General features: G+C 67.6%; 24 protein-coding genes. 21 read left to right on the top strand and 3 right to left on the bottom strand.

Annotation, left to right across the window (positions count from 1 at the left end):
• Positions 1 to 71: 71 nt before the first annotated feature.
• Together KQ297_RS00450 and KQ297_RS00445 are read left to right on the top strand one after the other, a co-directional pair.
• The gene (locus tag KQ297_RS00450) at positions 72 to 1,652 is read left to right on the top strand and encodes a glycoside hydrolase family 57 protein (RefSeq protein WP_259737682.1); all 1,581 of its coding nucleotides are present in this window, start codon (positions 72 to 74) and stop codon (positions 1,650 to 1,652) included.
• A gap of 140 nt (positions 1,653 to 1,792) precedes the next feature.
• A complete protein-coding gene (locus KQ297_RS00445; protein WP_185466951.1) occupies positions 1,793 to 2,236 on the top strand; it encodes a universal stress protein in 444 nt (147 codons plus the stop codon).
• Positions 2,237 to 2,251: 15 nt separating this feature from the next.
• Here the strand turns inward: KQ297_RS00445 and crtL are convergent, their stop codons facing one another.
• Together crtL and gyrA are read right to left on the bottom strand one after the other, a co-directional pair.
• Entirely contained in the window at positions 2,252 to 3,478 is a 1,227-nt protein-coding gene (gene crtL, locus KQ297_RS00440; protein WP_259737708.1) for a lycopene beta cyclase, read from the bottom strand.
• Between the two features lie 8 nt (positions 3,479 to 3,486).
• Positions 3,487 to 6,099, bottom strand: coding sequence for a DNA gyrase subunit A (gene gyrA / locus KQ297_RS00435; RefSeq protein WP_259737681.1), 2,613 nt, complete (start codon positions 6,097 to 6,099; stop codon positions 3,487 to 3,489).
• 68 nt (positions 6,100 to 6,167) lie between these two features.
• Here gyrA and KQ297_RS00430 point away from each other — a divergent pair, with 68 nt between their 5' ends.
• From KQ297_RS00430 to rsmD, 7 genes are all read left to right on the top strand, one after another.
• Positions 6,168 to 7,331, top strand: coding sequence for a homocysteine biosynthesis protein (locus KQ297_RS00430; protein ID WP_259737680.1), 1,164 nt, complete (start codon positions 6,168 to 6,170; stop codon positions 7,329 to 7,331).
• Between the two features lie 197 nt (positions 7,332 to 7,528).
• Positions 7,529 to 8,029 carry a CAAD domain-containing protein gene (locus tag KQ297_RS00425; protein WP_259737679.1) on the top strand — a complete coding sequence of 167 codons (501 nt, stop codon included), beginning with the start codon at positions 7,529 to 7,531 and terminating at the stop codon, positions 8,027 to 8,029.
• 72 nt (positions 8,030 to 8,101) lie between these two features.
• Positions 8,102 to 9,265 carry a GuaB3 family IMP dehydrogenase-related protein gene (locus KQ297_RS00420; RefSeq protein ID WP_259737678.1) on the top strand — a complete coding sequence of 388 codons (1,164 nt, stop codon included), beginning with the start codon at positions 8,102 to 8,104 and terminating at the stop codon, positions 9,263 to 9,265.
• Positions 9,266 to 9,479: 214 nt separating this feature from the next.
• Entirely contained in the window at positions 9,480 to 9,803 is a 324-nt protein-coding gene (gene trxA / locus KQ297_RS00415) for a thioredoxin (RefSeq protein WP_006170349.1), read from the top strand.
• A 38-nt stretch (positions 9,804 to 9,841) separates the two neighbouring features.
• Positions 9,842 to 10,888: an LOG family protein gene (locus KQ297_RS00410; RefSeq protein ID WP_259737677.1), complete on the top strand. Its 1,047-nt coding sequence runs from the start codon at positions 9,842 to 9,844 to the stop codon at positions 10,886 to 10,888.
• Positions 10,885 to 11,517 carry an imidazole glycerol phosphate synthase subunit HisH gene (gene hisH, locus KQ297_RS00405; RefSeq protein WP_259737676.1) on the top strand — a complete coding sequence of 211 codons (633 nt, stop codon included), beginning with the start codon at positions 10,885 to 10,887 and terminating at the stop codon, positions 11,515 to 11,517. Before KQ297_RS00410 ends, hisH begins: the two co-directional genes overlap by 4 nt.
• Positions 11,514 to 12,089: a 16S rRNA (guanine(966)-N(2))-methyltransferase RsmD gene (gene rsmD / locus KQ297_RS00400; RefSeq protein ID WP_259737675.1), complete on the top strand. Its 576-nt coding sequence runs from the start codon at positions 11,514 to 11,516 to the stop codon at positions 12,087 to 12,089. Before hisH ends, rsmD begins: the two co-directional genes overlap by 4 nt.
• A 1-nt stretch (position 12,090) precedes the next feature.
• Here the strand turns inward: rsmD and petG are convergent, their stop codons facing one another.
• Positions 12,091 to 12,204 carry a cytochrome b6-f complex subunit V gene (gene petG, locus KQ297_RS00395; protein WP_006170345.1) on the bottom strand — a complete coding sequence of 38 codons (114 nt, stop codon included), beginning with the start codon at positions 12,202 to 12,204 and terminating at the stop codon, positions 12,091 to 12,093.
• A gap of 73 nt (positions 12,205 to 12,277) precedes the next feature.
• Between petG and KQ297_RS00390 the strand changes: the two genes are divergently transcribed.
• The 12 genes from KQ297_RS00390 to KQ297_RS00335 all read left to right on the top strand — a co-directional run bounded on the left by KQ297_RS00390 (position 12,278) and on the right by KQ297_RS00335 (position 21,455).
• Positions 12,278 to 12,676 (top strand): cytochrome c, encoded by a 399-nt coding sequence (locus tag KQ297_RS00390; RefSeq protein WP_259737674.1) that lies wholly within the window; start codon positions 12,278 to 12,280, stop codon positions 12,674 to 12,676.
• Positions 12,677 to 12,768: 92 nt separating this feature from the next.
• A complete protein-coding gene (locus tag KQ297_RS00385; protein ID WP_399250899.1) occupies positions 12,769 to 13,476 on the top strand; it encodes an RNA methyltransferase in 708 nt (235 codons plus the stop codon).
• A 33-nt stretch (positions 13,477 to 13,509) separates the two neighbouring features.
• Positions 13,510 to 14,598, top strand: coding sequence for a serine hydrolase (locus tag KQ297_RS00380; RefSeq protein WP_259737673.1), 1,089 nt, complete (start codon positions 13,510 to 13,512; stop codon positions 14,596 to 14,598).
• A 6-nt stretch (positions 14,599 to 14,604) separates the two neighbouring features.
• Positions 14,605 to 16,038 carry a DUF3370 domain-containing protein gene (locus KQ297_RS00375; protein ID WP_259737672.1) on the top strand — a complete coding sequence of 478 codons (1,434 nt, stop codon included), beginning with the start codon at positions 14,605 to 14,607 and terminating at the stop codon, positions 16,036 to 16,038.
• The gene (gene bchI / locus KQ297_RS00370; protein WP_259737671.1) at positions 16,035 to 17,120 is read left to right on the top strand and encodes a magnesium chelatase ATPase subunit I; all 1,086 of its coding nucleotides are present in this window, start codon (positions 16,035 to 16,037) and stop codon (positions 17,118 to 17,120) included. Before KQ297_RS00375 ends, bchI begins: the two co-directional genes overlap by 4 nt.
• 4 nt (positions 17,121 to 17,124) lie before the next feature.
• On the top strand, positions 17,125 to 17,586 hold the full coding sequence (ruvC, locus tag KQ297_RS00365; protein ID WP_259737670.1) for a crossover junction endodeoxyribonuclease RuvC: 462 nt from the start codon (positions 17,125 to 17,127) through the stop codon (positions 17,584 to 17,586).
• Positions 17,586 to 18,191 (top strand): 5-formyltetrahydrofolate cyclo-ligase, encoded by a 606-nt coding sequence (locus tag KQ297_RS00360; RefSeq protein ID WP_259737669.1) that lies wholly within the window; start codon positions 17,586 to 17,588, stop codon positions 18,189 to 18,191. Before ruvC ends, KQ297_RS00360 begins: the two co-directional genes overlap by 1 nt.
• A 53-nt stretch (positions 18,192 to 18,244) precedes the next feature.
• Positions 18,245 to 18,460 carry a hypothetical protein gene (locus tag KQ297_RS00355; protein ID WP_259737668.1) on the top strand — a complete coding sequence of 72 codons (216 nt, stop codon included), beginning with the start codon at positions 18,245 to 18,247 and terminating at the stop codon, positions 18,458 to 18,460.
• 51 nt (positions 18,461 to 18,511) lie between these two features.
• On the top strand, positions 18,512 to 19,033 hold the full coding sequence (locus KQ297_RS00350) for a hypothetical protein (protein ID WP_259737667.1): 522 nt from the start codon (positions 18,512 to 18,514) through the stop codon (positions 19,031 to 19,033).
• Positions 19,034 to 19,075: 42 nt separating this feature from the next.
• Positions 19,076 to 19,495, top strand: coding sequence for a SufE family protein (locus KQ297_RS00345; protein ID WP_185466936.1), 420 nt, complete (start codon positions 19,076 to 19,078; stop codon positions 19,493 to 19,495).
• A 34-nt stretch (positions 19,496 to 19,529) separates the two neighbouring features.
• A complete protein-coding gene (locus KQ297_RS00340; RefSeq protein ID WP_259737666.1) occupies positions 19,530 to 20,834 on the top strand; it encodes a homoserine dehydrogenase in 1,305 nt (434 codons plus the stop codon).
• A 309-nt stretch (positions 20,835 to 21,143) separates the two neighbouring features.
• Positions 21,144 to 21,455 carry a hypothetical protein gene (locus KQ297_RS00335; RefSeq protein ID WP_259737712.1) on the top strand — a complete coding sequence of 104 codons (312 nt, stop codon included), beginning with the start codon at positions 21,144 to 21,146 and terminating at the stop codon, positions 21,453 to 21,455.
• The last annotated feature ends 17 nt before the right edge of the window (positions 21,456 to 21,472 follow it).

Here is a 21,472-nt window from a genome sequence, read left to right as displayed (position 1 = left end):
CAGCCTAGGAGTGAAGGCACAAAGGGTTGCCGGAGGGAGACCCGTACAGTGCCTCCACCCATGGATGGTCAATGGCCAAAGGCACCCTGGCCCTGGTCCTTCATGCCCATCTCCCCTACGTCCGGAGCAGCGATCCGGGCTCTCTGGAGGAAGACTGGTACTTCCAGGCTCTGCTCGAGAGCTACCTGCCCCTGCTTCAGGTCCTGGAGGAGAGCCGGGATGATCCCGGCCAAAGCCCCTGCCTCAGCCTCGGGCTCTCCCCCACCCTGCTCAGCCTGATCAGCGACCCCGTGCTCAGTGCGCGGTTCCCTGGCTGGCTGGCCCAGCGCCTTCAGTTGCTCCGGCAGGCGCCCCCCGCTGAGGGGGGCGCCGCTGCGGCCCTGACCGACACCCTGGAGCGCACTCGCGAGGGCTGGATCGAGAGCGGCGGCCAGGTGCTGCATCGCTTCCAGCAGTTGCAGCGGGATGGGGTGCTCGACCTGCTCACCTGCGCCGCCACCCACGGCTACCTGCCACTGCTGCGCCACAGCCCTGAAGCCGTGCGGGCCCAGCTGATCAATGCTGTGCGTGAGCATCAGCGGTTGCTGGGGGTGCGGCCGCTCGGGATCTGGCTGCCGGAGTGCGCCTACTACGAAGGTCTTGACCTGCTCCTGCGGCAGTGCGGCCTGCGCTATGCCGTGCTCGACGCCCATGGCCTGCTGCACGCCCTGCCAAGGCCCCGCTACGGGGTTTACGCGCCGATCTGCTCACCGGCGGGCATCGCCTTCTTCGCCCGCGATGGGGCTGCCACGCTGCCGGTCTGGTCGGCTTCGGAAGGCTATCCAGGCGATGGCGACTACCGGGAATTTCACCGTGATCTGGGCTGGGACCTGCCCGAAGAGGAGCTGCGGGCCCATGGCATCCCCTCAGCCCGACCCCTGGGCCTGAAACTGCATCGGGTCAGCGGCCGGAACTGCCCCCTCGATCAGAAACAGCCGTACGACCCGGAGGCCGCCGCCGGGCGGACCGTGGAGCACGCCGCGACCTACCTGGCCGGCCGGAGCGAGGAACTGGCGGACCTGGCCAGGGCCATGGACCGTCCCCCTCTGCTGGTGGCCCCCTTCGATGCCGAGTTGTTCGGCCACTGGTGGTACGAGGGGCCCCACTTCCTCGCCGAACTGTTCCGCCAGGGGCCCGCAGCGGGCGTGGGCTTTTCCAGCCTGCGCAGCTCCCTGGCGGAGGGGAAGTCCCTGCAGATCTGCCGTCCGTCCCCTTCGAGCTGGGGCCAGGGGGGGTATCACCACTACTGGCTTCACCAGAGCAATGCCTGGGTGGTGCCGGAGTGGCACCGTGCCTCCGAAGCCATGGTGAAGCGGGTCAATGGCGGCGTTGCCGGCGAGCGTCAACGTCGGCTGCTCCACCAGGCGGGACGGGAACTGCTGCTGGCCCAGAGCTCGGACTGGAGCTTCATTCTCCGGGCGGGGACCACCACAGAGCTGGCCCGGCAGCGGATCCACCGCCATCTGGATCGCTTCTGGCGGTTGATGCACGCCATCGACACCGGAGCGGAGCTGCCCGAAAGCTGGCTGGAGGCTCTCGAAGCCGACGATGGCCTCTTTCCCCAGCTGAACGCGGCGGACTGGGCCAGTGTCAGCCTGGTAAAGCCCTGCTGACCATCCCCCCGACACGCGACGGCGCGATCAGCCCCACAAGGTTCTTCCTTGATCGCTTCCAGGAACAGACACCTCAGCCCAGTTACGCTCCTCCACGACGACTCCCCCTGGGCTGGCCATCCCCCCTCGGACTCCACCCCATGTATTCCCACCTGCTTGTCCCCATCGATGGGTCCGAGGTCTCCCTCAGGGCCGTCCAGGGAGCTGTGGCCTTTGCCAAGGAAGTGGGCGCGCGGATCACCTTTCTCAATGCCCGGAGCATCCTGCCCGTGTCGATGGTGGGCACCGGGACCATGCTTGACGGGGGCACCCTCGAGCACCTCAGCCTGGTGGCCCGGGAGAACAGCGAACGGATCCTTGCGGAGGCCGAAGCCGTGGCGAACAGCGCCGGTGTCCCCTGCAGTGGCGAAGGGGTGGTCAACGATCTGCCCCACGAGGCGATCATCGAGGCTGCCCAGACCCATGGCTGCGATCTGATCTTCATGGCCTCCCACGGCCGCAGGGGTCTGAGTGGCCTCTTGCTGGGCAGCCAGACCCAGCGGGTGCTGATCCATGCGCCTCTGCCGGTTCTGGTGTTCCGCTGAGGGCCCGGGAGTCGGCTAACCGCGGACGGCTCGCCAGAGCAGGGAAACTTCGCGTCCTTTCGGCTGCATCAACCCCCAGCGCACGTCGGCTGGAGCCAGGGCGAACAGGCGCACCATCGCTGCCACCAGCTCGCTCAGGCTGAGGGTGTTGGTGAGGAAGCCAAACCACTGCGCTTCAGGCAGGGCGAAGAACGTGCTGAAAAACTGCCTCAGCTCCTGCTCGGAGAAGCGCATCAGCTTCTCCAGACCGAACTGGTAGATCCCGTGTTTGCGCACGAGCTCCGGAGTCCAGAGGGCGGCCCAGGCCGCTTCAGCCACCTGGGCGCCTGAACGATCACCCCCGGCCAGGGCGGTGGCGATGGCGGCCGCCAGGCCGGGGGCACGGCGGAGCAAGGAGCCCACCAGGTAGCCCGAAGCGGGGTGGACCAGGCTGGCGGCCCCTCCGAAACCCATCACCCGCTGGCGGAGATCGGGCAACGGCAGGTTCATCGGAAACAGGCAGCGCTCTTCATGCTGGACATGGACCACGGCCACACCTCGGTGGGCCAGCCGCCGCCGGAGGCGATCTTCGAGCACCTCGATCGGTACCGGAGGGGCCAGCGCCAGGGAGGTTTCCTCGACAAAGAAGCGGCCTCCGCCCAGGTCCATGGCATACAGGAAGGTGGGAGGGGCCAAGCGCTCCTGCTCGCTCAGATGATCGCTGCGGTAATCCATCAACACGAACTGGCCGGGAGGCACCGGATCCGCCGAGAAGGTGCCCACGATCCCGTAGGCAGCCTGGGCGGCCACAGGTCCAAGGACCGGTCTCCGCACAAAGACCGGATCATGGCCGGTGGTGTCGATCACCAGCCGGGCCGTGAGAACGTCCCCGTCGCGGGTTGTCACCTGAGAGCCCCGCTCATCGTGGCTGAGCTCCGCCGCCAGACCACGGCGCCAGCTCATGCCTGCGCTGCGGCCCAGCCAGTGGCCCTGGAGCTTCTCGCGATCGAACAGGCCGTAGTCGCGGCCGAGGCTCACCGGCTCAGCGCCGAAATAGCTCACACAGTTCGACCAGCGGTACTCCAGCAGATGGGAGAGGTTGAGCTGATCCAGCTCGTCGGCCCAGATGCCGTAGGTGTTCTGCCACGGGCTGGCGGGATCATCGGCCGCCAACCCCACCACCTTGAGGCCCAAGGGAACGAGCTCACTGGCGATCGCCAGCCCCGCCGGACCGGCGCCGAGCACCAGCACATCAGCGGCGATGGGAAACGTCAGGCGGACTCCGGCGATGGGGGCTGATCAACGGGCTGGCCGGAGTCATCGACACTGGCGTCCTCCTCAGGAGCCGGTGGCACCAGCACCACTTCGCTGAGGCGATCCCCGCTGTCGAGCTTCTGGAGGCGCACCCCGGTGGCAGCCCGCGACTGCTGGGGAATCGCGTCGGCCTGCATGCGCACAATCACGCCCCGCTCGCTCACCAGCAGCAATTCCTCTCCAGGTCCCATCACCGTGAGCCCCACCAGCACGTCTCCGTCGCGGCGGAACTTGATGGCCCGCAGGCCCAGGCCGGCCCGGCGCTGCAGGCGGAACTGGGTCACCGGCACGCGCTTGCCCAGCCCGCTGGCGGACGCCACCAGCACCCATGGGCCCTCGGCACTCTCGGCTGTCTCCGGCGTGTCCTCGTCGTCGCCCGCGCTGGCCGAACTGCTGGCCACCTGATCAGCCAGCTCGGCCGGCAGCACGTCCATGCTCACCAGCTCATCGCCCGGTCGCAGGGCCATGGCGCGCACACCGCGGGCGGTCCGGCCCAGGGGCCTCAGTTCACCATCGGTGAGGCGGAAGTGGATCGTCATCCCCTTGAGCGAACCGATCAGCACACTGTCGCCAGGAAGGGCCAGCCGCGCCCAGCGCAGGGCGTCGCCGTCTTCGAGGCTGATGGCGATCAATCCATTGGAGCGGATGTTGGCGAACGCCGAGAGGCGGGTGCGCTTGATGTAGCCCCCGCTGGTGAGCATCAGCAACTGAACGTCGTCGTCGAAGGCACTCACCGCCACAAGCGAAGTGATCTGCTCCTCGCGGGGAATCGGCAGCAACTGCACCACGGGGGTGCCTTTGGCTCCCCGACTTCCCACCGGCACCCGGTAGGCGGGAACGGCATAGACCACGCCACGATCGCTGAACAGCAGCAAGGTGTCGTGGTCGTTGCAGCTGATGAACAGCCGCACCGCCTCCTCGCCCTGGCTTCGGGTTCCGGCCTTGCCACGGGTTCCGCGGCTGGTGGCCTCGAACTCGCTCACCGGCATGCGCTTGAGGTAGCCGTTCTCGGTCAGCAGCACCACCGAACGCTCGTTGGCGATCAGGTCAATGTCCTCGAGCCCTCCTTCGAGATCAAGAATTTCTGTCCGTCGCTCGGACGGATAGCGATCACGTAGCTGATTCAGCTCTGATTGGATCAATCCAAGAACGCGCTCGCGTCGGCCAAGAATGTCTTTGTAGTCGGCAATCTTGGCTACGAGATCCTCATGCTCCAGGCGGATCTTGTCGGCCTCGAGGGCCGTGAGCCGACGGAGTTGCATCTGCAGAATCGCATCAGCCTGAATCTCACTGAGGCCATGACGCTCCTGCAGCTGATGGCGGGCGGTGGCTGCATCAGCCGCCGCACGGATCAGGGCGATGATCGGATCGAGTTGTTCCAGCGCCAGCAGCAAGCCAAGAAGGATGTGATCCCGCTCTTCGGCCTTCCTAAGGAAGTACCGGGTACGCCGCTCGATCGTCTCGATGCGGAAATCGAGAAAGACCTGCAGCATGCGACGCAGGGTGAGCAGGAGAGGCTCGCCATTCACCAGCGCCAACATGTGGGCACTGAAGTTGCTCTGGAGGGGCGTGAGCTTGAACAGGTTGTTCAGCACCACCTGGGGATAGGCATCCCGACGCAGTTCAATCACGATCCGCATGCCATCGCGGTCACTCTCGTCACGGATGTCGGAGATGCCGTCGAGCTTCTTGTCGTTCACCATCTCGGCGATACGCTCGATCAGCGCTGCCTTGTTGGTCTGGTAGGGAAGTTCGGTGATGATCACCGCATCGCGATCGGGCCGGCCTGGGATTTCCAGCGTTTCGATGGCGGCCACCCCGCGCATCGTCACCGATCCGCGGCCGGTGGTGTAAGTCTCACGGATGCCGCGACGGCCGAGGATCTGACCCCCGGTGGGAAAATCAGGACCGGGAATCAGGGCCATCAGGGCCCGGTCATCGATCTCGGGATCGGCGATCAGGGCCAGCAACCCGTTGATCAGTTCGGTGAGGTTGTGGGGCGGGATGTTGGTGGCCATGCCCACCGCGATGCCCGAGGAACCGTTCAGCAGCAGGTGAGGAACCCGCGCCGGCATCACCGTGGGTTCCTGTTGGGAGCCGTCGAAGTTGTCGATGTAATCGACGGTTTCAGCTTCGATGTCTTCGAGCAGGCTGTCGGTGGTGAGGGCCTGCAACCGTGATTCGGTGTAGCGCATGGCAGCCGGTGGGTCGTTGTCCACCGAGCCGAAGTTGCCGTGGCCGTCGATCAGCGGCATCCGCATCGAGAAGTCCTGGGCCATGCGCACCAGGGCGTCATAGACAGCCGTATCACCGTGGGGATGGTATTTACCGAGCACCTCACCCACCACCCGGGCACATTTCCGGTAGGGGCGATCGCTGGTGAGGCCCAGTTCATACATCGCATAGAGGATGCGGCGATGCACCGGCTTGAGGCCATCGCGGGCATCGGGCAGGGCCCGTCCCACGATCACGCTCATCGCGTACTCCAGGTAGGAGCGCGACATCTCATTGCGCAGGTCGGTCTGGATGATCCGTCCGTCGGATTCGCCGGGACCCGTTGGATCCGCCATCTCACACCACACTGCCGAAGGCCACGTTAAGCGAGGCTGGGGCCACCGTCTTCGGGCTGCTTGCGCCGATGGGCTCCGTCTCCCCCAGCCCCCGCAGCGAAACGCAGCTGATGGAGCGCCAGAGCAACGGTGACCTGGTGGTGCGCAGCGGAGCGGACTTCCGCGCCCTGGTGGCTGCCGAGGGGCTGGAGGCGGCCTACACAGGCACGGATGTGGTGGTGGCCGCCAACGCCGAGTTCACCGACCAGGCCACTCTTCAGCTCAGCCTCGGCCCCTGTGATCCGCCCATGCGCCTGCGCGAGGCGCGGCTGGATGGGGTCGCGGCCGTTGGTGCCAGCGGCAGCGGGGGCCTGTGTCTGCCGATCGGGGGTGGGCTCTCCGATCCCGAGCAGCGGGGGGGCGCCCAGGTGCTGGGCAAGCTGCTCGCCGGCCTGGAGGTGGAGCTGGTGGCCACGGGTGAAGGCACGACCCTGCATCCTCGCCGTGAACTCCAGACCCGCCTGCAGCTGGAGCGCCTCGGTGTGGCGCGTCTGCTGCTGCACCGCGCCATCAGCGAGAACGGCATCGTGGCGGTGAGCAGTGCCGAAGGGGTCACCCACAGCCCCTACGGCCCCCTGCTGGGCCCCTACGGCAGTGCCCTCTACAGCGGTGGTGGTTGTCGCAGCATCGGCCTGACCATGCCAGGCCTGAGCCTGCTGGGACCCGGTTCACCCGTGCTGGTGGGGGGGGCGATCGGTTGGGTGATCGGCGCCGGCAGCGGCCACCAGCCCCAGCTCCGGCGGCTGCCGAGCGGCCATGCCCGCGGGCCGGGGGCTGTGGCGGCGGTGAGTGTCGATCTGGCGGAGCTGAAGGCCGAGTGGATCCGCCCCTGCCACTTCGAGGGCCATGGCAGCGCCCTGCTGGTGGCCATTGCGGCGCCCGTTCCCCTGATCAGCCTGGCTGTGGCCCGCCAGGCTGCCTGCGGCGACGACCAGCTCGAGGCGCCCGTGCTGGATTTCTCGATCCCCCGCCGGATCCGACCGAGCTTCGGATTCGTTCCCTACAGCCAACTGCTCGCCGGCGAGATTCAGGTGGATGCCCGCCGCCTGCGCTGTGCGCCGGCCCACAGCCCTCGCCTCGCCGAGGAGATCAGCGCCGAACTGATCCAGCGGCTGCGCAATGGCTCCTTTCCCCTGCGGCTTCCCCTGGTTCCCCTGAGCGATCGCCCAGGGCTGATACCCCTGGAGGGCTGAGCCTGTCAGCGGCGGCAGGGACAAGCCGGGGGAATCGGCGTAAGCTCCACCGGCGGTTTTCGCGACAACCGATGGTTGAGTCCTCTTCTGCATTCCACGAGTCCGATCCAGACCGGGACCTGCCATCCCCGCCCCCCCTTGGTGATGAAGAGACAAGCACCGAGACCGGGCAGGATCCTGTCTCCGCTGAGGTCGGCGTGGAGCCGGAGAAGCTGATCCCCATCGAGATCGAGGCCGAAACGGCACCAGAAGCCGAGCCTCAGCCTGAGCCTGAGCCGGAGCCCGACCCAGCTCCTGCCGTGGCGGCGCAGCCGTCGGCTGATCCAGCCGTGGCCACCACCCTGCACATCCCCGCCAGTGACGAGAGCGGCGACGAAACTGGAGGCGGCGAGTGGGAGCTGCTCACAGGCAAGATCCGCACCTGGTTCGACAGTGGTGACTTCCAGAAGCAGCTGAAGCAGTACAGCTCCCCCCTGAAGCTTCTGGCGGGCTTTCTGGCCCTGCTGGTGGTGCTCAGGATCTACGCCGCCCTGCTGGGAGCGCTCGAAAGCCTTCCACTCGTGCCTGGGCTGCTGGAGCTGGCCGGGGTGATCTGGCTCAGCCGCTTCGCCCTCACCCGCCTGGTGCGCAGCAGCGACCGCCAGGCCCTGCTGGCGTCGTGGCAGGAGCGCTGGAACTCCTTCCGCGGCCAGAGCTGATCCCTGACCTGCAACGGCCCTGGAGGCGACCAGACCGGTTGATAGCTTGGCCCGACTGCAGAAACCCCAGTGGTGTCCATTCAGTTAGGCCGTTCCCGAACCGTTCGCCGCGCCTATGGGATCGATGAAATCGCCCTGGTTCCAGGTGGCCGCACCGTGGATCCGGAGGTAACCGACAGCCGCTGGACCATCGGCGGCATCGAGCGTGAGATTCCGATCATCGCCAGCGCCATGGACGGGGTGGTCGATGTGGCGATGGCGTTGGAACTCTCGCGGCTCGGGGCCCTGGGGGTGCTGAACCTGGAAGGGGTTCAATGCCGCTACGAGGATCCGAACCCGATCCTTGATCGGATCGCAGCGGTGGGAAAGGAGGCGTTCGTGCCCCTGATGCAGGAGCTCTACGCCCAGCCGGTGCGCGAAGACCTGATCCGCCAGCGGATCGCCGCGATCAAAGCCGGCGGTGGCATCGCCGCCGTCAGTGCCACCCCCGCCGCGGCCCTGCGCTTTGGCAAGGCGGTGGCGGAAGCGGGAGCCGACCTCTTCTTCGTTCAGGCCACGGTGGTCTCCACCGACCACATCGGCCCGGCCGGGCGCGAGACGCTCGACCTGGCCGCCCTCTGCCGTGATCTGGGCATCCCGGTGGTGATCGGCAACTGCGTCACCTACGACGTGGCCCTCGAACTGATGCGAGCCGGAGCAGCTGCGGTGATGGTGGGCATCGGTCCCGGAGCCGCCTGCACCTCCCGGGGGGTGCTCGGCGTGGGCATCCCCCAGGCCACGGCCGTGGCCGATTGCGCCGCCGCCCGTGACGACCATCAGCGGGAGACCGGTCGGTATGTGCCGATCGTCGCCGACGGCGGCATCGTCACCGGCGGCGACATCTGCAAGTGCATCGCCTGCGGAGCCGATGCGGTGATGATCGGCTCCCCGATCGCCAGGGCCAGCGAAGCTCCCGGCCGTGGCTTCCACTGGGGGATGGCCACCCCCAGTCCGGTGCTGCCCCGGGGCACCAGGATCAGCGTGGGCACCACGGGCAGCCTCGAAAAGATCCTGCGCGGCCCGGCAGGGCTGGATGACGGCACCCAGAATCTGCTGGGCGCCCTGCGCACCTCGATGGGAACCCTTGGCGCGCGCACCATCAAGGAGATGCAGCAGGTGGATGTGGTGGTGGCCCCATCCCTCCTCACCGAGGGCAAGGTCTACCAGAAAGCCCAGCAGCTGGGCATGGGCAAGTAACCCCCTGCCCAAGGCCGCTTCCTCCCGCCCCGGAACGACGGATTCCCGACAGAGACGGGCGTTAACCTCAAGGTGTGGGGGCCACGGCTCACACACTCCTCACACCAACCCGCCCGGCGCGTCCGGGCATTTTGTCTTCCTACGGTCGCTCGCTGGTGATGGGGGAAACCGGAGCCTCATTGCTAGATTCCGGATACCTTGTCCCCTCCCTCGGATGTCCAGCGCCACTGCCGTCACCGATGCTTCCTTTGAGCTGGATGTGCTCAAAAGTGACGTGCCCGTGCTGGTCGATTTCTGGGCCCCCTGGTGCGGTCCCTGCCGCATGGTGGCCCCGATCGTCGATGAGATCGCCAAGGAATTCGAGGGCAAGCTGAAGGTCTACAAGCTCAACACCGACGAGAACCCCAACGTCGCCAGCCAGTACGGCATCCGCAGCATCCCCACCCTGATGATCTTCAAGGGAGGTCAGAAGGTGGACACCGTGGTGGGCGCCGTTCCCAAGAACACCCTTTCCGGCACGATTGCCAAATACCTCTGAGCAGCACCTCCGCTCCCGCAGCCTCCTCTCCAGAGCTGATGCATCCGGCGCAGGAGCCACCGGAGCATTCACTGGTTGATCACCCCCATCGCCTCCTGATCGAGCGATCGCTCGACTCGATTCTGGAGATGGCCCGGATCGCCGACGCCACCGAGGACTGGCGACTGATCTCCGGTGCCCTCAGCGACCTCCACGCGGCCCTGGCCACCTTTCATGCGCACCGCACCACCCGCAAGGTGGCCGTGTTCGGGTCCGCCCGCAGCCTGCCGGAGAGTCCCACCTACGCCCTGGCCGAGGCCGTCGGCCGTGAAGCGATGGCGGCGGGATTCGACGTGATCACCGGCGCCGGCGGGGGAGTGATGGAAGCGGCCAACCTGGGAGCTGGATCCGATCACAGCTTCGGCCTCAACATTCAACTGCCCTTCGAGCAGGAGCCCAATCCCTATGTCGCGGGGGCCGGCGATCGCCTGGTCCATTTCCGCTACTTCTTCACGCGCAAACTGTTCTTTCTGCGCGAGAGCGATGCTTTGGTGGTGCTTCCTGGCGGCTTCGGCACCCTCGATGAATTCTTCGAGGCACTCACACTGATCCAGACGGGACGCACGGCTCCGATTCCGGTGGTTCTGCTCGCCCCCCCCGGCCAGCAGGTCTGGCATCGCTGGCATCGGGACCTGCTCGCTGGGCTGGCCCGCGAAGGGCTGATCGGTCCCGACGATGGGGAGCTGATCAGCCGCGCCCGCAGCGCCAGAGAGGCGATCGATCAGATCCGCTTCTTCTACCGGGTGTTCCACACCACCAGGGTCAGCGACGACGGTCTGGAGCTGCTGCTGCACGTCCCCCTGGAAGAGCGCGATCTGCAGGCCATCCGCTCCGACTTCCAGGATCTGCTGCGCAGCGGCGACTTCGTGCACGGGGAAAGCTGCGACGACAATGACCGACTGCGGCCCTGTCTGCGCTTCGACTTCGATCAGCGGCGGGTGGGCCGCCTCTACCGGCTGATCGCCACCATCAACGCCCTCGATCTGCCCCGCTCCGACGATCTTCTTCACCCGGAGCAACGCCTCTGCCTGGAACCGCAGCCATGAGGGGCCCGATCGGACTGATCGACTACGGCATGGGCAACCTGCACTCCGTGGCCCGGGCCGTGGAGCGCCTCGGGGCCGATCTGATTCCCGTGGAGAACGCCGGAGCCATGGACGCCTGCTCCGCCCTGATTCTGCCGGGGGTGGGATCCTTCGATCCGGCGATGGAGCGCCTGAGCCAGGCGGGTCTGGTGGATCCGCTGCGAGCCTGGAGCCACAAGGGACGCCCCCTGCTGGGCATCTGCCTGGGGTTGCAACTGCTGTTCGAGGGCAGCGAAGAAGGGGAAGCCCCGGGTCTCGGTCTGTTCAGGGGCACCGTGCGGGCCCTGCCATCCTCTCCTGGCCATCCGATCCCCCACATGGGCTGGGCCCCCTTGATTCCCACCAACCCCAGTCCCTTGCTGCCTGAGGGGCATCCGCCGGCCTGGGTCTATTTCGTGCACTCCTATGCCGCTGCTCCCGACGACTCGGCCTGCAGCACCGCCGACGTCCTCTTCGCCGATCGAGCCGTCACCGCGGCCGTCTGGCAGGACAACCTGGCGGCCTGCCAGTTTCACCCCGAGAAATCCGGCCCCCAGGGGCAGCGCATGCTCGGGCGCTGGCTCCGCTGGCTCGAGCAGGGCGGGGCGTGAGTCTGCGGCTCAGTGGCGGGCGCCGATTGCTCAGCCCAGCGGGGCAGGGCGCACGCCCCACCACCTCCAGGGTGCGCCTGGCGGTGCTGAACCTGCTGGCCGGTGAACTGAGCGGCTGCAGCTGGCTCGACCTCTTCTGCGGCAGCGGAGTGATGGGCTGCGAAGCCCTGCAACGGGGTGCCCAGCGGGTGGTCGCCATCGATCACGACAAGGCAACCCTCAGCATCGCCCGACGCAATCTCGAAGCCGTCCAGGCGGGGTTGAATCCGGCCAGCGACGTGCGGGTGATCAAGGCCGAACTTCCAGGGTGGCTGCGCCGCAGCCCCCGGCAGCAACTGGGGGACGAGGCGGATGGAGGTTTCGATCTGATCTACACCGATCCGCCCTATGGCTCCGGCCTCTATGAACCGATCGCCACGGCGGTGGCAGCTGGCGGTTGGCTGGCGGAAGGAGGACGCCTGGTGTGGGAGTGCTCCAGCGAGGCCTACCCGCAGATACCACACGGCTGGAGAATGACCGACAGGAGGCGCTACGGCAGCTGCGGCCTGATGCTCCTGGAACCCGGGGCCTGACTCAGCCGCCCAGGGCGCTGCCACGGCGGTACTGGTTCCAGGCCGCCACGAAAAGACCCACCAGGGTGATCGGGATCAAGCCCAGGACGATGCCGCAGAGCAGAGGTTCGATCATCGGGAGCCAGAAGTTTTGCCTGACGCAATTCTCCCATGGCCAAGGCAGGCTGGGGGAGTCTTCCGAGTGATCCGTGACCGGCGATCCTTCCACCATCCTGGAGACCAGCCCGGCGCCGCTTCAGCGCCAGGGCCTGGTCACCGCCCTGGTGCTGCTTGCCGCGGCCGCCTGCATCCTGCTGCTGTTGCTGGTCCTGCCGGCAGCACGCAGCGATCCCTACACCCGCCGAACCCTTGAGCTCACAGGCTCGAGCGAGAATGGTGGTCGTCTTTTTCGGATGAACTGCGCCGGCTGCCATGGCATCGCCGCCCAGGGGCTGGTGGGACCCAGCCTGCACGGGGTCAGCCAGCGGCGCAGCGACCGGCAGTTGATCCACCAGGTGGTCAGCGGCCGCACGCCCCCGATGCCCCGGTTCCAGCCCGAACCGCAGGCCATGGCCGACCTGCTGGCCCATCTTCACAGCCTTGAGTGAGCGGCGGCGTCCCTGGCCCGGCACGGATCCCCCCTTCTCGCCCTCTGGCTCTGGTTCTGGTCGAACCTGCCGGGCCGCTGAACGTGGGCAGCGTGGCCAGGCTCTGCGCCAACTTCGGCGTGCGGGATCTGCGGCTGGTGGCTCCTCGCTGTGATCACCTCAGCGAGGAATCCCGGCGCATGGCCGTCCATGGCGGAGCCCTGCTGGAGCAGGCCGGGCTCTATCCGGATCTGGCGGCGGCCATTGCCGATCGCACCAGGGTGGTGGCCGCCAGTGGGCGGGTGGACTCGGAGGCGGTGCCGATCATGGGCCCAGCGGAGGCCCTGCCCTGGCTGCTGGAGCCCGCGCCCGGCTCCGGCTCGGAGGCGAGCTCAGGAGGCCCGGCGCTGGTCTTCGGGAGGGAAGACCGGGGCCTGAGCACCGACGAGCTGCTCCAGGCGGGGCGCATCGTGCGACTCGGCACCGATGACGGCTACCCCTCCCTCAACCTCTCGCACGCCGTGGCCATCAGCCTGCACGCGTTACACGGCTTCCAGCAGGGTCTTGAACTGGGGCATCCGGGTGGATCCCCCGCCGTGGCCTGGCCCGAACCCGCTGAGCGGGACGTGCTCGAGGCGGCCCTGGCCGACGCCGAGGCGTTGTTGCTGGAGGTGGGTTTTCTGCTGCCCCACACGGCCCACGCCCGGATGGCCAAGCTGCGCGCCCTGCTGCAGCGCGGCCAGATCAGCGGCGACGAGGTGGCCCTGGTCCGGGGAATGGTCCGTCAGTTGCGCTGGGCCAGCCAACGGAGAACCCCCTAAGGTCCTGCCATCTCCGTCGCCCTCGGCTGCATCGTGCCTTCGGGTCGCTCCCCCCGTTCCGGCTCCCCCGGCTGGCTTCAGCCCATCGCCCTTGTCCTGCGCCTGCTGGTGATGGGACTTGGCCTCGGGGTGCTCACCGGCACGGTCCTCAAACAACTGGCCCCCAGGCTCGCCCAGGGGGCGATGGATGCTCCCAAGGCCAGCAGTGCCAGCTCACCGGTTCCCACCCCCAGGGGCGGACTGGCCAACGGCCGCTTCGAGCCCCGCGTTGAGCTCACCAAACTCAGCCAGCGCTGGAAGACCCTGGCGGCCCAGCAGAAGGATCTGAAGGTGGGTGGATTCCTGCTGGTGCTGGATGACGGCCGTTACGCCCAGCTCAATCCCGACACCCCCCTGCCTGCTGCGAGCTCGATCAAGACCCCGATCCTGCTGGCGGCCCTCGACGACCTCGATGCCGGCAAGCTGCGCTGGAACGAACCCCTGCCGCTCACCAAGGAGGTGATCGGCGGAGGGGCCGGATGGATGGCCAGCCGCCCCGTGGGCACGCGCTTCCCCTTTTATGAGGCCGCCACCGAGATGATCCGGGTGAGCGACAACAGCGCCACAAATCTGCTGATCAAGCGGCTGGGGGGCAAAGCCGCCACCAACGCCCACTTCCAGGCCCTGGGCCTGCCGGCCACGGTGGTGAACAACTGGCTCCCTGATCTCGAGGGGACCAACACCACCAGCCCCCGGGATCTTGCCCGCTCGATCGCCCTGGTGGACACGGGTGAAAAGCTCAGTCCCCGTGCCCGGGACCATTTCCGCACGATCATGGGGACCTCCCGCACCAACACCCTGCTGCCGGCAGGGCTGCTCAAGGGGCTTGGGGCATCGTCGAGCAACACGGACAGCGAGCTGATGGCCCGTGGTCTGACCGTGCTCAACAAGACCGGTGACATCGGCATCGCCTATTCCGACGCGGCTCTGATCGAACTCCCCGACGGCAAGCGGGCCGTGGCAGGGTTCATGGTCAAGGGTCCGTTCAATGACCCCCGCTCCACCAACCTGATCAGGGCCATGGCCGCCGCTGTGAGCGAAACCCTCGTCGGCCGCAACCAACCTTCCCCCAATCCCCGCTGAGGTCTGATGCGCGTCCTGACCATGGCCACCAGCCTGCTGCTCGCTGCTGGGATGGCCGCAACCCCGGCGGCGGCCGCCGCTCCCGGCACAGAGCTGAGGAGCCAGCAGGTGCGTCCACTCAGCGGCGGGCTTGACCAGGTGCCCCTGGTCAACGACAACAACCCCGAACTGATCATCGAGCCCGGCATCCTGCTCTCCACCTTCAACGGTCGCGGGACGCTGGCCGGCCAACCCTTCTCCAGCCCCGATGCCCATCTGAACGTCCCGCTGAATGGACGCTTCGACCTCTTCAGCCACCATGTTTATGCCGGCAGGCCCGAAACGCTCGACTCAGTGCTCTGGCTGGGGGTGGTGGCCGCTCCGGTGAGCAACACGCCAGTGCGGCTGAGGGTGCTGAACGGATCCACGGCCCTCTCCCAGTCGTCGGATCCGAGCCAGCCGTCTGCCCCCTTCCTGCCCCTGCCCCCCCTGATGGCGCACGATGGCAGCTCCGTGTTCGCCGGACCCGGCTCCAGGGTGGCGGCCGAACTGCTGCAGAAGCACCGCGGCATCGGGATTCCCCAGGAGTGGACCCTGACCCCTGGTCAGCTCAGCACCCTGCTGGCCCTCCCCATTCCCGTCAAGGGACTCGATCCCTTGCTGAACGGCCGCAACCTCCAGCTGCGGCTCGAGAGTGACGGTCCCGTGCAGCTGGCCACCCTGGCGGCCTTCGGGAGCGAACAGCCCCCCGAGGCGGAGGTCTGGAGCCGCCTGCTGCGCGGCGGGCTCAGCGCCAAGGAGCACGTCCCCACCCCCCGAGGCCAGGCTGGAGCGATCATCTATTCCCGAGTGAGCGGGGTGCAGACGGGCAGTCGCTGGAGCGCCAGGCTCACCGACCCCGGCGCCAAGTTGCTCTCCGTGCGCAGTGCACCGCTCTCCTGGCCGATCGCCTCACTGGAGCGTGGGCGACTGGGCAGCGGCCAGGTGCAGACCGCCGAGCTGCAGGCCCTCTACCCAGGCACCGCCTGGGCCGCCCACGGCAACTACGGCGTGGAGTACGACCTGCTCCTGCCCCTGGTGAACGACACCAAGGGGCCTGTGGTCCTCGATCTGGCCCTCGAATCCCCACGCAAGACAGACAAGCCCGAAGGCGGCCTGCGCTTCAACCTCACCCCGCCCCGTGCCGTGGTCTTCCGCGGCACGGTGGAAGTGGCCGGGCTTGACGGTACGGCGGGCCGGCCCGCCGGCCGGCGCTGGTTCCATCTGGTTCAGCGCCAGGGGGAGAAGGGCCCGAGCCTGGGTCGCATCAGCCTGGCCCCCGGCCAGCAGCGGCAGGTGAGAGTTCGCCTGATCTATCCCGCCGATGCCACACCCCCTCAGGTGCTGAGCCTTCTGCCTGCGCCTGAGGTCCCAGAGGCAGCTGTGAAACAATCCGAATCCGTGCCGGCCCCCCGTCCGTGAGTCAGACCCGCAAACGCAGGGCGTTTCCCTTCACCGCCATCGTCGGCCAGGAGGAGATGAAGCTCGCCCTGCTGTTGAACGTGATCGATCCGCGCATCGGCGGCGTGATGATCATGGGCGATCGGGGCACGGGCAAATCAACCACGATCCGCGCCCTGGCCGATCTGCTGCCGGAGATCGAGGTCGTTGCCGGCGATCCCTACAACAGTTCCCCCGGCGACCCCGACCTGCAGAGCGCCGACGTGCGCCTGCGGGCCGAGGCGGGCGAGGTGCTGCCGGTCGAGCCCCGCCAGGTGCCGATGGTGGACCTGCCCCTGGGCGCCACCGAAGACCGCCTCTGCGGCACGATCGACATCGAGAAAGCCCTCAGCGAAGGGGTGCGGGCCTTCGAGCCTGGCCTGCTGGCCAAGGCCAACCGCGGCCTTCTCTATGTGGATGAGGTGAACCTGCTCGACGACCACCTGGTCGACGTGTTGCTGGATTCGGCCGCTTCCGGCTGGAACACCGTGGAGCGGGAGGGGGTGTCCGTCCGCCACCCGGCCCGCTTCGTGCTGATCGGCTCGGGCAACCCCGAGGAAGGCGAACTGCGTCCCCAGCTGCTCGATCGCTTCGGCATGAGCGTGGAGGTGCGCACGGTGCGCGATCCGGAGCTGCGGGTGCAGGTGGTGGACCAGCGAACCGGCTACGACAGCGATCCCGATGGCTTCAACGGCCAACACCAGAGCGCCCAGGACGCGCTCCAGCAGCGGGTGGTGGAGGCCCAGCAGCGGCTGCCTCAGGTGCTGATCGATCCTGAGCTGCGCATTCGCATCTCAGCGGTTTGCGGCGAGCTGGATGTGGATGGCCTGCGCGGTGACATTGTCACCAACCGGGCGGCCAGGGCCCTGGCCGCCTTCGAAGGACGCACCGAGGTGAACGACGACGACGTGGCTCGGGTGGTGGCCTGCTGCCTGCGCCACCGGCTGCGCAAGGATCCGCTCGAGCAGATCGATTCCGGTGATCGCGTGATCAAGGTGTTCTGCAAGATCTTCGAGATGGCTGACACCACCCGCGAGGCCTTCCAGCTGGCCCTGGCCGCCTGAGGCCTTGCGCATCCTCGGCATCGATCCAGGGCTGGCCCGCGTCGGCTATGGCCTGATCGAGACCGGCCCGCCGCAGCGGCTGCTGGATTGCGGGATGATCCGTACCGAGGCCGGCACCCCTGAGGGGGAGCGTCTTGTGGAGATCGCCCGCGATCTGCGCTGGCTGGTGCGCCGCTGGAGGCCTCAGCTGGCCTCCGTTGAGAAGTTCTTTTTCTATCGCTCCAGCACCACCATCTCCGTGGTGCAGGCCAGAGGGGTGGTGATGATGACCCTGGCCCGGTTGCAGGTGCCGGTGGTGGAATTCCCGCCGATGCAGATCAAGCTGGCCCTCACGGGCTCCGGCCATGCCGACAAGAATGACGTGCTCGACGCCGTGATGCGGGAACTGGATCTGGAGCACCCTCCTCGCCCCGACGACGCTGCCGATGCCCTGGCCGTGGCCCTCACCGGCTGGTTTCAGCGCTGATGGCGGGCGAACCCCGGCTGTGCGACCCCAAACCCCTCTGGCGCCGGCATTACCGCCAGCGCCGGGGCGATCAGCCCTCAGCGCAGCGCAGACAGCTGCTGGAGCAGGCTCTGGCCGGGGTGCCCCCCCTGATCCCGGCAGACCGGAGGCTCGGGCTGTACTGGCCCCTGACGGGTGAAGCGGATCTGCGAGAGCTGGCGGCGGAGCTGCCCACACAGCTGGCTCTGCCCGCCATCCGTGCGATGTCAGGGAAGCGCAGCCTCTGCTACGAGGCATGGCGGCCGGCGGATCCCCTCCAGCCCGACGCCGCAGGGGTGCCTGCACCGGCCGCGGCGAGCACCCCCTTGCCGGCCGAAGCCCTCGGCCTTCTGCTGGTCCCGGCCCTGGCCCTCGACCGTCGCGGCTTTCGCCTCGGCTATGGCGGCGGCTGGTTCGACAGGCTGCGTGCCGATCCGCCGTGGCGCTCGGTGCCAGCCCTGATCGTGGCCCCGTTCAGCTGTGTTGTGGAGCGGCTGCCGGTGGAGCCGTGGGATGTGCCCTTCGATGGCTGGCTGAGTGAAAAAGGAATCGAATGGTTGCAACCTGTTGAGAGGCCAGGGCTCTGATGGTCTCGGCGCGGATCTTTTGCCAGGATCCCCAGGTGCGAGCCCCTGATTCCTTGGACCTCAGCTTCGATCACTCCCGCCCCTCGCCCGCCCGGCGCGTTGGCGCCACCGCGAGCCGATCCGGCACTGTTCCCGAACGCGTGATGGCCGCGGAGCTTGGCCACCGCTCCCAACCGAGTGAAGCGCTCTCGATGATGGTCAGCTCGATGGTGCGCATGGTCCAGGCCGGCAAGGGTCAGGCCGCCGGCAGCCGCTGGTCAGCCTCCTGAAGGCGCCTTAGCGTTGGAGCCACTTCCCTCGGACGCGACCACGCCCTGCCGATGACCACTCCACCTCTCACCCGTTCCTGCGGCCTGATCGCCCTCACGGCCCTTGGCTCCCTGGTGGCCCTGCTCGCCACTCCCGGCCGGGTCGAGGCGCACGCGATCGAATCGAGCCTGGATCGACTCACCTCCCTGCGGGAAGGGTTGATGCTCGAAAGCCACTTCTCCAATGGCGAACCGGTGAAAGGTGCCGTTGTGCGGCTGGTGCCACCCGATGGAGGCCAGCCCGTGGATGTGGGTCAGATCGATGACCAAGGCCGCCTCAGTTTCAACATGCCCAAGGGCGCCGATGGGGACTGGGAACTGCAGGTGGATGCAGGCCCCGGACACCGCGACTTCCTGGAAGTTCCAACCCGCCAGGGACAGGCACAACTTGATCAGGTGAGCCGAGGCGATTCAGGGTTCCAGCCGCTCTCGCCAGCTCCCCATCAGCTTCGGTCACTCCTGCTGATCGGAGGCATCACCGGACTTGGTGGTGTGGTTGGTGGCCTGGTTTTGCAGCAGCGGCGCCGCGGCTGAACTGAAGCGCCACACTGGGGCCACCTCTTCCCGGCCCCATTGATGAGCACCGGCAGCGAAACCCTCGACGCGATCGTGGAACGCCTGCGCAGCACCAGCGACCCCAAGCGCCGCTACGAGTACGTGCTCTGGCTGGCCAAGAAGCTTGAGCCCCTGCCCGAGGAATTCCGGCAGGAGGTGTTCAAGGTGAAGGGCTGTGTTTCCCAGGTGTACGTGGTGGGTCAACTGGTGGATGGCAAGCTCCACTGGCGGGGTGATTCCGATGCCCAGATCACCAAGGGGCTGCTGGCCTTGCTGATCGCCGGGCTTGAAGGGCTGGCGCCGGAGCAGGCCGCGGGCCTCGACCCGGGTTTTCTGGCTGAGACGGGCCTTCAGGCCAGCCTGACCCCCTCAAGGGCCAATGGCTTCCTGAACATTCTGAAGATGATGCAGGCCCAGGCCAAGAGCCTGACGGCGGGATGATTTCTAGGATCATCGGTTTCGCGGCGCAATCGGCATGACCATCGGCATCGGCTTGCTCGGCCTCGGCACGGTGGGAACCGGTGTCGCCGGGATCCTCACCTCCCCCGCCGGGCGCCATCCCCTGGTGGGGGAGCTGGAGCTGCGGCGCATCGCCGTGCGCGATCCGGACCGGCCCAGGTCCGTGGTCCTGGCACCGGAGCTGCTGACCACCGATCCGGCCGAGGTGGTGCAGGATCCATCGGTGGACATCGTCGTGGAAGTGATGGGCGGGCTGGAGCCAGCCCGGAGCCTGATCCTCGCGGCGATCTCTGCCGGCAAGTCGGTGGTGACCGCCAACAAGGCCGTGATCGCCCGCCATGGCGAGGAAATCGCCGACGCCGCTGCCCGCCAGGGGGTTTATGTGCTGATCGAAGCCGCTGTGGGTGGCGGCATTCCGATCATCGAGCCCCTCAAGCAATCCCTGGGGGGCAACCGCCTCCAACGGGTGAGCGGCATCATCAACGGCACCACCAATTACATCCTCAGCCGCATGGCGGATGAGGGGGCCGCCTACGGAGACGTGCTGGCGGAGGCCCAGCGGCTGGGCTACGCCGAGGCCGACCCCGCCGCCGACGTCGAGGGTGACGACGCGGCCGACAAGATCGCCATCCTCGCCGGCCTGGCCTACGGAGGTTCCGTGGATCGCGCCTCAATCCCCACGGCCGGCATCAGTGGCCTGCAAGCCCGGGATGTGAGCTACGCAGGCCAGCTGGGCTACCGGGTCAAATTGCTGGCGGTGGCCCAGTATCTGGGCTCCGATCCCGACGGGAGCGAATGCCTCGACGTGCGGGTCCACCCCACCCTCGTCCCCGCCGATCATCCCCTGGCGGTGGTCAACGGGGTCAACAACGCCATTCTCGTGGAGGGTGATCCGGTTGGGCGGGTGATGTTCTACGGCCCGGGGGCAGGGGCAGGACCCACCGCCTCGGCCGTGGTGGCCGACATCCTCAACATCGCCGGCATTCGACAGGTGGGCGGCCCGGGATGCGGACTGGATCCACTGCTGGCGGCCAGTCGCTGGCGACGGTGCCGCCTGGTGGAGAGTTCCCGCACCAGCCACCGCAACTACGTGCGGTTGCAGACCAGCGATCAGGCCGGGGTGATCGGCCGCATCGGCAGCTGCTTCGGGCTTGAGGACGTCTCGATCCAATCGATCGTGCAGCTGGAGGCCAGCGGCGGCCAGGCCGAGATCGTGGTGATCACCCATGAGGTGGAGGAGGCCCGTTTCCAGGCAGCCCTCGCGGCAATCCGGGCCCTGAGCGAGGTGGAGACCGTGGCGGCCTGCCTGCGCACCCTCTGAGCCCATCAGCAGACCTGCTGGTGGTGAGAATGAGTGCTCATGGCGCAGCGGTTGACGGGCAGGGGCTGGGCGGAGGCAATATGGAAACATTCCGCAAATTCCGCAAATATTGATGGGATGGTCATCCGCTGACCTCCAGCAGCTACCTGTCCAGCTTGAACGCCAGGCGCATCTCCCCTGCGGAACCCTGTGTTCACAACAACGCCCCAATCCCTCCACCTCTCCTGCCCTTCCCGGTTCCCAGCCCTGACCGCCTTTCCTGCCAGTCCTGATCAGGGCTGCCGCTCGCCCCACGATCCCGCGACCGCCATGACCCTTCACCAGGGTGACTGCGTTCATCTCGTCACCGATCTGGCCCTCAGCGCCGGACTCCCGAATGGCGATAACCCCTCCACCTGGACCATCGAGAGGCACTCCGGTCAATCCGCGCCCCGCCCCGGCGACACCTCCCCTTCCCAGGGGACCCTGTACCAGGTGATCGGCGTGGACATCCCCCGCGATCGTTGCTGGGTGCGCCGCTGGCCCCTGGCACGGCACGGCTCACCGGTGTTCGAAGTGCCGATCGCTCAGGTGGAGCTTCCCCATCGGCCCCATTCCCAGGGTTGCCCCTCACGGTCTTGAATGGGCGCCTCTGAGCA

The sequence above is a fragment of the Synechococcus sp. CS-205 genome, from assembly GCF_025128255.1.
Classification (GTDB): Bacteria; Cyanobacteriota; Cyanobacteriia; order PCC-6307; family Cyanobiaceae; genus Regnicoccus_A.
This window is presented reverse-complemented; position numbering and strand designations above follow the sequence as displayed.